We start from the raw sequence: 11,031 nt of genomic DNA, 5'->3' as shown, positions 1-11,031 counted from the left end.
CCGGCGCCCGGCTGCTAGAGCTCTCCGATTCCGTAAACCAAGTCCGCGCGGCCTTCTGCCAGCCGGTAGGAAAGGCCGACGACGGCGGTGCGGCCGCCCTCGATTGCGTCGGAAATCACACGCGAGCTGTCGGCGAGGCGCTGCGACGTCTGCTTGACGTGCTCCACCACCATGTCATTGACCTCGGGCTGGTCATTGCGCAGGGACGTCAGGACGGAGGGCGTGATGCGTTCCACGAGGTCGCGGATGAAGCCCGCCGGCATTTCGCCGGTCTCCACGGCGTCCTTGGTGGCAGTCACGGCGCCGCAGCTGTCGTGCCCAAGAATGACGATCAGCGGCACGTTCAGCACACCGACGCTGTATTCAAGGGAACCCAGGACGGCGTCATCGATCACCTGGCCGGCGGTGCGGACCACGAAGACGTCGCCCAGGCCGACGTCGAAGATGATTTCCGCGGCGAGCCGGGAGTCGGAGCAGCCGAAGATCACCGCGAAGGGGCTCTGCGTCTCCACCAGTGATGAGCGGCGCGAAGCATTCTGGTTCGGATGGGAGGACTCGCCGTTTACGAAACGTTCGTTGCCTTCGCGCAGGCGGCGCCAGGCCAGTGCAGGGGTCAGGTTAGTCGTCACGGCCCCACCTTACGGCGTGGGGGCCGCCGAGGGTGAAACTGTGACGGCCGGGTTGCTGTCGAGGGAGCTGACGACGGCGGCAGCGAGTGCCGCGAATTCGTCCAGTTGTGCCGCGCCGGAGAGGATGACGGTGCTGCCGCGGTAGTTCAGCACCATCGACTTTTCACCCTTGCCGGTGTCCCGCAGTTCCCATTCCTGGCCGCCGGCATTCCGGGACCCGGTGACAGGGGCGTTCTTCGTCTGCTGGAGGAGCCAGGTGGGGTTGGCGCTCCTGGTCTGCACCAGGGCGATGAAGGATGTCTTGGGGGTGAGGTAGCCGACCTCCCAGGTGGGGACGCCGTTGCCGGTGCCTGCCTCCCAGCGGGCATAGTTGGCGCGGAAGGCGTTGCCGGTGTCCGGCGCGACGGGTGTGAATCCGGCCACATCCGCCGCGTTCCTGGCCACCGATGCAACGTCGATGTCCGGCCGGTACCCCTCGGTCTTGGGCTGCGGATTCATGAGCACGACGGGCAGGAACGCCGCAATGCTGAGCACCAGGGCAATGATCATGCCGATCACCGAGGCGTTGGCGCGCTTGGCGGCGGCCGCCGGAATGACGGGCTTAACCGGGGCGTCCGCACTGCTGCCGCTAGCGCCGGTGCGCCCTTCGGGCTTGGCCTGGCCGGAGCTTGGACTGGTGGCTTCCTGCATGTCATTCACCCCTCTATAGTCGCCCATCCCGGAGCCTCACTTCCATTCGGGCCCTGGCGGGGACGCCCGTACGCCGGCGGGGTACATTGCGGGGCCGCGTCACGGGCCGCCGCCGGCGCGGCGCCGCGACTATGATCGGTAGCAGAGGAATCACCGTTCTGCTGCACCGGCAGGCGGGTTCAATGATCGCCACTCGAAGAAGAGGTTCACGTGTCACCAGCGTCCATGACCCAGAAGTACTCCACGATTTCACCGTCCCTTGCGGTGGGCCACGACGAGCCGGACCGCAACCTCGCCCTCGAGCTTGTCCGCGTCACGGAGGCCGCGGCCATCGCCGGTGGCCACTGGGTGGGCTTCGGCGACAAGAACACTGCGGACGGCGCCGCCGTCGACGCCATGCGTTCTTTCCTGCAGACCGTCCACTTCAACGGCGTCGTGGTGATCGGCGAAGGCGAAAAGGACGAAGCCCCCATGCTGTTCAACGGTGAGCGCGTTGGCGACGGCACCGGCCCCGAGGTGGACGTGGCCGTCGACCCCATCGACGGAACCCGGTTGACCGCCCTGGGCATCAACAACGCCCTGGCCGTCCTGGCCGTTGCCGAGCGCGGCTCCATGTTCGATCCCTCTGCCGTGTTCTACATGGAAAAGCTGGTGACCGGCCCGGAGGCCGCGGACATGGTTGACCTGCGCCTGCCGGTCAAGCAGAACCTGCACCTGATTGCCAAGGCCAAGGGCGTCAAGGTCAACCAGCTCAATGTGATGATCCTCGACCGTGACCGCCACCGCCCGCTGGTGGAGGAGATCCGTGAAGCCGGCGCGCGCACCAAGTTCATCATGGACGGCGACGTTGCCGGCGCCATCGCCGCCGCCCGCTCGGGCACCGGTGTGGACGCCCTCATGGGCATCGGCGGCACCCCGGAAGGCATCGTGGCGGCCTGCGCCATCAAGTCCCTGGGCGGCGTCATCCAGGGCCGCCTCTGGCCCACCAGCGACGAGGAGAAGCAGAAGGCCCTCGACGCCGGCCACGACCTCGAGCGGGTGCTTTCCACCAACGACCTGGTCTCCAGCGACAACTGCTACTTCGCCGCCACCGGCATCACCGACGGCGACCTCCTCAAGGGCGTGCGCTACTCCAAGGACAAGGTGCTCACCCAGTCCATCGTGATGCGCTCCAAGTCGGGCACCATCCGTTTCGTTGACGGCGAGCACCGCGCCGACAAGTGGGAAGGTTACGCCCGCAAGAGCTGACCTGCCCCCAGTGGCTGGCACTGAAGCCCCGGGAGCGCCGAGCGCGTTCCCGGGGCTTCGGCGTTAATGCGTTGGTATAGGGTTTAAGCCATGATTCCTGCCGTTGTTCCCTGCACTGACCGAGCCCTTTGGGACGAAAACGTCGACAAGTTCCAGGGGCATCCGCAACAGCTCTGGGGCTGGGGCGAAACCAAGGCAATGCACGGCTGGTCGGTGGACAGGGTCCTGGTGAAGGCCGGGGACCGGACCATCGGTGCTGCCCAGCTGCTGGTCCGGAAGCTTCCCGCTCCTTTCCGCGCCCTGGTCTACATTCCGCGTGGTCCCATGTGCGCCGTGGAGAATACGCAGGAAGTGCTCAACCGGCTCGCTGAGCACGCGGCCCTCCGCCACCGGGGCGTGGCCCTCAGCATCGAACCGGACTGGGACCGGAATTCCCCCTATGCCGGCGCCGTCGCCGCAGCGGGCTTCCGGGAATCCACCAACACCGTACTCATCCCGCGCACCCTCATCCTTGACCTGACCCGGTCCGATGACGAACTGATGGCGGAAATGTCCAAGTCCACGCGGGCGAACATCCGCAAGGCCATGCGCAGCGACGTGGAATTCCGGAAGGTCAAGAACGAATCCGAACTGGAACAGGTGCTGGCCATCTACCGCCAGACGGCGGAGCGGGCGGGCTTTGGTATCCACGAGGACCAGTATTACCGGGACATTTTCCGGAACCTCGGTGACGCCTCCCCGATCATTGGGGCGTTCGACGGCGAGCAGCTGCTGGCGTTCACCTGGCTGTCGCGCAGCGGAACCACGGCGTTCGAGCTGTACGGCGGGGTGTCCGCCGAGGGGCAAAAGCAGCGCGTGAACTACGGCGTGAAATGGGCCGCACTGACGTCCATGCGCGAGGACGGCTGCAGCCGGTACGACTTCAACGGCCTGCTCAACGATGGCATCTCCGATTTCAAGAAGCAGTTCGCCAAGCACGAGGACATGCTGCTGGGCACATGGGAGAAGCCGCTCTCGCCGTTCTACCCCGCGTACGCCAAGGCCATGCCGCTGGCCCGCCGGGGTCTCCAGCAGGCACGCCAGCTGCTGAAGGGCGCTGCCGGGCGGGTGCGCCCACTGGTCCGGAAACTGCGTCCGGCAAACTGACCGGGCTCAACACGCAAGGGCGACGGCGGCACTCCGGGAAGTGCCGCCGTCGCCCTTCTTCTTGTGGTTGCGTTAGAGGCCCGTGGTGACGGCGAAGGCCAGCGCCGGTTCCGTGCTGCCGGCCGCCCGGTGGACGTTGACGGGAGCTTCGGCGGCCGGGATGAAGGCACTGCCGCCCCGGGACAGTGCCAGGTCGCCCTTGGGGGAGTCCAGGTACACGTCTCCGGCTACGACGATGACCACCGCCGCTCCGGCCTGGGCGAGCGGAACCGGTCCGGCATCGGGACCAAGCTCGATGCGCTGCAGCTGGAACTCACGGAACGGCGGACGGAAGAGTTCCTGGTCCATTCCTGTCGTATCGGCGGCCAGCATGGGAACGGCCACGGGATGGAAGTCGATGGTGCGCAGCAGTTCCGGGACATCCACATGCTTGGGTGTCAGGCCGCCGCGCAGCACGTTGTCCGATGACGCCATGACCTCAACGCCCAGCCCGTGCAGGTAGGCGTGCACGTTGCCGGCAGGAAGATAAACGGCTTCACCGGGCTTCAATGAAATGCGGTTCAACAGCAGGGAAATCAGGACGCCGGGATCGCCGGGGTACTTCTCGTTGAGACTGATGGCCGTGCCCAGCTCGGCCTGGTAGGGCTCCAGCGGTGTCTTCAGCAGGGCTGCCACCACCAGTGCCGTTTCCTCTGCCACGCCCTGGCCGCCCGTGATCAGGCGCTCGAAGGCCCGGCGGAGTCCGGCCCCTTCATCCTCGGCGGCCAAGTCCTCAAGGAGTGCCTGGACCAGCCGCGGCTGCCCGTCTTCGGGGAAGGCGTGCGCGACGTGCTCCAGGATGGTCCGGGTTTCTGCCGCCGGCCTGAATCCGCACAGCGCCTCGAAGGGCGTGAGCGCGAAGATCATCTCAGGCTTGTGGTTGTCGTCCTTGTAGTTCCGGCTGGGGGAGTGCGGGTCCACGCCGGCCTGGTCTTCCCGGGCAAAACCCTCGCGTGCCTGTTCCAGGCTTGGGTGGACCTGGAGCGAAAGAGGCTGTGCGGCCGCAAGGATCTTGGCAAGGAACGGCAGCCGGGGCCCGAAGGCGGCCACGGACTCCGCGCCCAGGAAGTGCTCCGGGTCGGAGGAAATCAGGGCGTCCAGCGGCTGCCTGCTCCCATCCTCCGGCAGGTGCGCCACCGACGGCGAGTCGGGGTGGGCGCCAATCCAGAGCTCGGCTTCCGGATGCCCCGACTCGTCGCGCCCCAGCAGCGAGGCGATCGCCGTCGTCGAACCCCAGGCATAGTCCCGAAGGACGTTGTCAATCTCGTACAAAACTCTTCCGTTCCTTGATGGATGGGCGCAGGTGGGTGGGCGCCGACGGATAGCGGCCGGCTGCTAGAGCGGGGCGCACTGTCCGTTGGTGGCCACGAGCTGGCGGATGGCCTCTTCATCGCCGGCAAGCTTGAGCTGGGTGAGCATCTCTTCGGTGATCGGCTCGCCGTCAGGCGTGGTGGTCACGGGCGTGAAGTCCGACGGCGACGGTTGCTTGGCTGCCGTGACCGTTCCGGGCAGCGTGGCAGGCAGGGCCGCTGCCGCCTGGATGTGTCCGGTGCCGGCGGCCGGTACGGCCATCACATCGTCGGATACGCCGGCCGACTGGGAGCCCTTGGCGGACGCCGAGGCCAGGAGCTGGTCCACTTTGTCGTGGATCTGGTCGAAATCGGGGTTGGTGGAGAACGACGGGTCAAAGTCCGGCGGCCCGATGGTGAGCCGCTTGACGTCCTTGCCCCGCGCCTTGATCGCCAGGTCAAGGAAGCTGCCGAGCTGGGCCGAGGAAATGTTGGACTCCACCACTTTGGTGCCGGCGTTGGCGATGTCCTCGAACTTCGACAGCAGGGTGGCCGGGTCAAGCTGCTTCAGCATGGCCTGCTGGACGCACTGCTGGCGCTGGATGCGTGAGTAGTCGTCCACATACTCGCGGGACCGCCCGTACCAGAGGGCCTGGGCGCCGTTGAGCGTCTGGTCACCGGCGGGGATCCAGCCCAGGGGCATGCCGTGGGTCTTGGTGGCTTCATCGAAATAGCCGCTCATGGGGACCCAGCCGCCGGCCTTGATCCGGATGCCTCCCATCGCGTCGATCAGCGTTGAGAAGCCCTGCATGTCAACCAGCACATAAGCCTGGATCTGCATGCCCAGGGTCCCGGAAACGGCTTCCATCGTGGCCTGGGCGCCGGGATCGTCCACGCCCGGGTAGAGGTCGGCGTGCTCGTTGGTGACCTCGGTGTTGATCGCATTGATCAGGCATTCGTCGCCGCAGTTGTAGCCGTCGGGGTAGAGGGCGCGCATGGGCGAGTTCTCGCTGAACTGGGCATTCTGGAAGTTCCGGGGGACGGAAATAATGGCCGTCTGCCCGGTCTCGGCGTCCACGCTCAGGACCGAGAGGCTGTCAGGGCGGCGGCCGGTACGGTCATCGCCGGCGTCGCCGCCCATCATCAGGAAGTTGTAACGCCCGTCGACGGGTTTCAAGGCAGGGCCCGAACCGAAGATGCTGCCGATGGCGTTGCGGCCCACGTTGAGCAGATAGGCCGAATAGCCCACGGAGCCGCTGCCCAGGACCAGAGCCAGCACCAGGGCAATTCCGACGCCGGGCCGGGCCTTTGGCGCCAGCAGCACGGGGCGGATGAGCCGGAGGGTATTGAGGAACAGGAAGGCCCAACCGAGGGCCAGGGCAGCCAGCAGGACCACCAGGACCAGGGACGTGACCGGGTTGGTAATGATGCTGATGGCCAGGCTTCGGTCGACCAGCAGGAGAACCCCGGCCAGGAGGAGGACGGCCCACGCGCACAGTGTGACGCGGAGTGCCGCACGTCCCAGTTTCCGGTCGCCTGCCACCAATTGCGCGCTGCCGGGCACCAGCAGCGTCAGGAGGACCAGGACGAACGCCCGCTTGGTGCGGACCGCGGAGGAAGCGCTGACCGGATAACGGACCGGGTCCGTCATGGACGGACCGGAGCCGGTGTTCAGGACGCTGCTGCTGCTGGCCATGTCCGCCGCCCTAACGGCTGCCCCGAAGTGCGCTGGAGCCGCCGGGGAAGACTTCACTGACTTTCTGCCGCAGGTTTGCGCCCTTGCGGGAGGCGACGGCGTTAAGGTCGGCGGCGAAATCCAGGAGGTCCCGGCGGAGGGACGCAGCCAGTTCGTCCGTTCCGGACGCGAGCATCCGCACGGCCAGGAGACCTGCGTTGCGGGCGCCCGCAATCGAGACCGTCGCCACGGGGACGCCCGCCGGCATCTGGACGATGGACAGCAGGGAATCCATCCCGTCCAGGGTCTTCAAGGGGACGGGAACCCCGATCACGGGCAGCGGTGTGACACTGGCGAGCATGCCGGGAAGGTGGGCAGCGCCGCCGGCGCCGGCGATGATGACGCGGAGGCCGCGTTCATGGGCGGTCTGGCCGTACCGGATCATCTCGGTGGGCATCCGGTGGGCAGAGACCACATCCGCTTCGAAGGGGACACCAAACTCGGCAAGGGCGTCAGCCGCGGCCTCCATGACAGGCCAGTCCGAATCTGAACCCATGACCAGCCCCACCAGGGGGCCGGCGCCGGAACCGGCGGCTGGGGTGGCTTCGGCGCTCATGCGTTCTCCTCAAAGATTACGGATGCTTCTTCGGTGCCGACCCGGCCGTCGCGGATGATTCCCGCCACGGCGGCGGCGCGGCGGCGGACCGACTCAACTTCCGCGGTGGATGCGCCCACCAGGTTGACATGGCCGATCTTACGTCCGGGCCGGACGGATTTGCCGTAGCAGTGGACTTTGGCAGCCGGTTCGGCCGCCAGCGCCATGGGGTAGGCGGAGTAGAGGTCCTGGTTTCCGCCGCCCAGGAAGTTCTTCATGACCGTTACCGGTGCCAGTGCGTCGGTGGCGCCCAGGGGCAGGTTCAGGACAGCGCGGAGGTGCTGCTCGAACTGGCTGGTGATGGAGCCGTCCTGGGTCCAGTGGCCCGTGTTGTGCGGCCGCATGGCCAGTTCATTGATGAGGAACCCTGCTCCGGTGCCCGGAGTTTCGAAGAGTTCAACGGCCAGGACGCCGGTTACGTCCAGTTCGGCCGCGATGCGCAAGGCGGCGTCCTCCGCGGCGGCGGCGACCTCCAGCGGGATGTCGAGTGCCGGCGCAATCACCTCGTCGCAGACACCATCCACCTGGATGGTGTGCACGACCGGCCAGGCCCGGGCCTCGCCGTCGGGGGTCCGCGCCACGAGCGCGGAGAGTTCACGGGTGAATTCGACCTTCGCCTCGGCAAGGAGGGGACTCATGGCGGCGAACCAGTCAGCGGCCTCGGCGGCTTCCTCCGGCGAGGCCACGATCCTGACACCCTTGCCGTCGTATCCGCCGCGGGGGGTCTTCAAGACCACAGGCCAGCCGGTTTCCTCGCCGAACCGGACCAGCGCGTCCACGTCCGCCACGGACGCCCAGGCGGGGTTCGGGAGTTCCAGGCGGTCGATGGCGGCACGCATGACCAGTTTGTCCTGGGCGTGTACCAGGGCATCGGGACCTGGCTGCACATTGACCCCGGCCTCCTGGAGGGCACGCAAATGGGAGGTCGGCACATGCTCATGGTCGAACGTCATCACGTCCAGCCCCTGGGAAAAGTCCAGGAGCGTCTGGAGGTCCTTATAGTCACCCACCGGCGTGGCGGGCACCGCTGAGACCGCTGAGACGTCCTCACCCTCGGCGAGGACACGGAGTTCAAAGCCAAGTGCTGTAGCGGCAGGGGCCATCATTCGCGCGAGCTGGCCGCCGCCAACCACGCCTATCACTGGAAAAGTCACATCTGCCAGCCTACCGAAGACGGGCGCGATCCCGCTTTTATGGCCCGGCGGGCGCGGGGGATTTCCCTTGGAGGTGGCATTGGCCACCTGCTGTCCGGGGCATACTCCAAGCTTTGGGGGCTAAAATGGACCCTTGGCCGAGTGGCCCACAGTTCGGACGGCCATGGAGGGTCATGTTTAGCGCACTTGCAGATCGTATCCGGGGGCTCGCCTCACTCTTTTGGCGCGAGGTGGCCAAGTTTGGTGCGGTTGGCGGTGTGGCGTTCGTCATCGACAACGGCCTGACCTATTACCTGATGCACGGCCCCATGTCCGACAGCGAGGCGAAGGCCCGGTTCGTCGGTGCCACGGTAGCCACCGTCTTCTCGTGGATTGCGAACCGTTTCTGGACCTTCCGCCACCGGCGCCAGGCCAACGTGCTCCGCGAGTTTGTCATGTTCGTCATCATCAACGGCATTGGCATCGGCATTTCCACCGGGTTCACGGCGCTGGCCAAATACGGGCTGGGTATCGACGACAAGAACCTGCTGTTCCTCGCCGGGGTCGCCGGCATCCTGGTGGCCACCGTCGTCCGCTTCTTCGCGTACCGCTTCCTGGTGTTCAACCAGGAACTGGACCAGGAGCCGGAGTTCTCCCACGACCACGAGATCCTCGAAGCGCATCCCCACAAGGAACACGCACAGGCAGCCGAACGCCCGGCTTCCGCGCCCGCCGAGGGCGGCCCCAAGGCCTAGGACACCGCCTGCCCGGGCCTTCCACCGGCAAGACGGGGCTCGCCGCCCGGCAACCGGCAAGGCGTGGCTCGCCGCACCATTCTGGAGGCATTCCGCCGCGGAGCGCGGTCCGTTTGTCCCGGGCTACCCGCCGTGGATGCGCTCGGCCGCCAGGAGCTTGTCCGTGAGTGCCACGTCCGGGTGCGTCAGCACCACCGACCCGCCCTGCTGCCACGCTCCCAGGGCATTGGCCAGGGCCGATTCCAGGCCGTCAGCGGCGGGTACATGCAGCCTGGTGCCTTCACTGTGCGGCTGGGCAAAATCCGTGATCAGCTCCCGGTGGAGGATTGTGCGCCCGTCACCGGTGTGGACGGCGGCCGCCGACGGATCGGGGTCCGAATGCGCCATGAAGACGTCCCCGTGGGAGCGCACCTCAGCGGCGTAGTCCAGGCACCCGCCGGGAAGGTCCCCTGGCCAGCGCATGGCGAGGGCGGGAAGCGCTACCGCAACGACGGCGTCGTACTGCTCCCTTGCCCCGGCCGGGTCGTCCGTGGCAAGGAAGTCCGCCGGGCCGCCGTCGAGGACAGCCTCCAGTCCCAACTGCCACCCGGCCAGCGCCCAGACCATGGCTTTCCAATGGGCCGGCAGCGCCAGCCGCAGCCGCATGCCGGGCTCGGCGTCCAGTTCGTCCTGGAGCAGGTTGCTGGTTTTCGCCACCCAGTTGTCCAACACCCGGCCGGACAGTTCCACCCGTTCCCCGTCCGGTCCGTACCACGTCAGTCGCGGCGCAGTGGAATTGCCGGATCGCAGGCTGCCCATGAGGTCGATTACGGGGATAGTCGTCATGGCTTCATCCTGCCACTCGGGAAACCCGGGGTCATCCGCCTCCGCGTCACGCATCCGACCAACAGCGCCAATGTGATGTTAATCACTGGCTTTGCTAAGCGTGCTTGCTATTTGCGCCCCGGGCGGGTATTTTTCGCGCCAGTACGGACATCTGTCCGCCCATTCCTTCCCGAAAGGCGGTGTTGAGGCACCGGCGCAAGCGGGCCGGGCCAAAATCCCGGGCGTGGCGTGCGCAAATTTCTTCGCTGCGACTGTCTATTATCCCGGCAACGGCTTGACTCACCCTAGTTACACACGTGTAATTAGGTATCTAAAGCAATTGCGTAAATACCGGCACACAACCGAGTGTCCACGTATCCAGGCAGTGGCTGAAACATCAGGAGGGTCGCCGTGGGGCAAGCAGAGCGTATCCAGGAAGATGCCGTCGTAGCCGGCCAGGCAACGGCAAAGTACCGTGCGCGGGGGGTGCCAAGTGATTGGTACGTGGATCCCGCCGATCCTGATGCTGCAGAGCGGTATAACAGGAATTCCGCCAGCGTCCTGGAGGACCAGGCCACGGCGTTCCTTGCAGCGCACGAAGCGCTCCTTGACGGCGGCGCGGAACCCGAAGACGATCTTGATCCTCCAATGGAGCTCGCCGCAGCCGGGACCCCCCAGCCGGTGTGGATTGGGTTGCCGCTGCAGCAGGACTTCGACGACGAAGGTGAGCTGGGCTGGCAGACTGACGCTCTGTGCGCACAGACCGATCCGGAAGCCTTCTTCCCCGAAAAGGGCGGCTCCACCCGCGATGCCAAAAAGGTGTGCGGCGCCTGCAACGTCAGGTCGCAGTGCCTGGAGTACGCGCTGGCCAATGACGAGCGGTTTGGCATCTGGGGAGGCCTGTCCGAGCGTGAGCGCCGGCGGCTAAGGAAGCGAGCAATCTAATTCTTCAGGATGTCCATGTCACT

At 66.5% G+C, this 11,031-nt stretch carries 11 protein-coding genes; 4 read left to right on the top strand and 7 right to left on the bottom strand.

Features of this window, described 5'->3' with window-relative positions:
* Window positions 1-14 precede the first annotated feature (14 nt).
* Both RM50_RS16800 and RM50_RS16795 read right to left on the bottom strand, forming a co-directional pair.
* Window positions 15-629 carry a carbonic anhydrase gene (locus RM50_RS16800; protein ID WP_043454963.1) on the bottom strand — a complete coding sequence of 205 codons (615 nt, stop codon included), beginning with the start codon at window positions 627-629 and terminating at the stop codon, window positions 15-17.
* 9 nt (window positions 630-638) lie between these two features.
* The gene (locus tag RM50_RS16795) at window positions 639-1,319 is read right to left on the bottom strand and encodes a DUF4245 domain-containing protein (protein WP_240471982.1); all 681 of its coding nucleotides are present in this window, start codon (window positions 1,317-1,319) and stop codon (window positions 639-641) included.
* A 225-nt stretch (window positions 1,320-1,544) separates the two neighbouring features.
* On the opposite strand from RM50_RS16795, the gene glpX reads away from it, so the two are divergent.
* Both glpX and RM50_RS16785 read left to right on the top strand, forming a co-directional pair.
* Window positions 1,545-2,567, top strand: a complete 1,023-nt coding sequence (gene glpX, locus RM50_RS16790; protein WP_205622291.1) for a class II fructose-bisphosphatase — start codon at window positions 1,545-1,547, stop codon at window positions 2,565-2,567.
* A gap of 90 nt (window positions 2,568-2,657) precedes the next feature.
* Window positions 2,658-3,713, top strand: a complete 1,056-nt coding sequence (locus tag RM50_RS16785) for a lipid II:glycine glycyltransferase FemX (protein ID WP_043454958.1) — start codon at window positions 2,658-2,660, stop codon at window positions 3,711-3,713.
* A gap of 72 nt (window positions 3,714-3,785) precedes the next feature.
* On the opposite strand, the gene manA is transcribed toward RM50_RS16785, so the two are convergent.
* The 4 genes from manA to RM50_RS16765 all read right to left on the bottom strand — a co-directional run bounded on the left by manA (window position 3,786) and on the right by RM50_RS16765 (window position 8,525).
* Window positions 3,786-5,024 carry a mannose-6-phosphate isomerase, class I gene (gene manA, locus RM50_RS16780; RefSeq protein ID WP_043454956.1) on the bottom strand — a complete coding sequence of 413 codons (1,239 nt, stop codon included), beginning with the start codon at window positions 5,022-5,024 and terminating at the stop codon, window positions 3,786-3,788.
* Between the two features lie 63 nt (window positions 5,025-5,087).
* Entirely contained in the window at window positions 5,088-6,737 is a 1,650-nt protein-coding gene (locus tag RM50_RS16775; protein WP_043454954.1) for an LCP family protein, read from the bottom strand.
* Between the two features lie 10 nt (window positions 6,738-6,747).
* On the bottom strand, window positions 6,748-7,332 hold the full coding sequence (gene purE, locus RM50_RS16770) for a 5-(carboxyamino)imidazole ribonucleotide mutase (RefSeq protein ID WP_043454952.1): 585 nt from the start codon (window positions 7,330-7,332) through the stop codon (window positions 6,748-6,750).
* A complete protein-coding gene (locus RM50_RS16765; RefSeq protein ID WP_082007119.1) occupies window positions 7,329-8,525 on the bottom strand; it encodes a 5-(carboxyamino)imidazole ribonucleotide synthase in 1,197 nt (398 codons plus the stop codon). Before RM50_RS16765 ends, purE begins: the two co-directional genes overlap by 4 nt.
* A 173-nt stretch (window positions 8,526-8,698) precedes the next feature.
* Between RM50_RS16765 and RM50_RS16760 the strand changes: the two genes are divergently transcribed.
* Window positions 8,699-9,259, top strand: coding sequence for a GtrA family protein (locus tag RM50_RS16760; protein ID WP_043454949.1), 561 nt, complete (start codon window positions 8,699-8,701; stop codon window positions 9,257-9,259).
* A gap of 123 nt (window positions 9,260-9,382) precedes the next feature.
* On the opposite strand, the gene RM50_RS16755 is transcribed toward RM50_RS16760, so the two are convergent.
* Window positions 9,383-10,084 (bottom strand): TIGR03089 family protein, encoded by a 702-nt coding sequence (locus RM50_RS16755; RefSeq protein ID WP_043454979.1) that lies wholly within the window; start codon window positions 10,082-10,084, stop codon window positions 9,383-9,385.
* A 390-nt stretch (window positions 10,085-10,474) separates the two neighbouring features.
* Between RM50_RS16755 and RM50_RS20485 the strand changes: the two genes are divergently transcribed.
* Complete coding sequence (locus tag RM50_RS20485) at window positions 10,475-11,008, top strand: WhiB family transcriptional regulator (protein WP_082007118.1); 534 nt, start codon at window positions 10,475-10,477, stop codon at window positions 11,006-11,008.
* Window positions 11,009-11,031 lie beyond the last annotated feature (23 nt).

The organism is Pseudarthrobacter phenanthrenivorans (genome assembly GCF_000813845.1).
In the GTDB taxonomy this organism is placed as follows: domain Bacteria; phylum Actinomycetota; class Actinomycetes; order Actinomycetales; family Micrococcaceae; genus Arthrobacter; species Arthrobacter phenanthrenivorans_B.
This window is presented reverse-complemented; position numbering and strand designations above follow the sequence as displayed.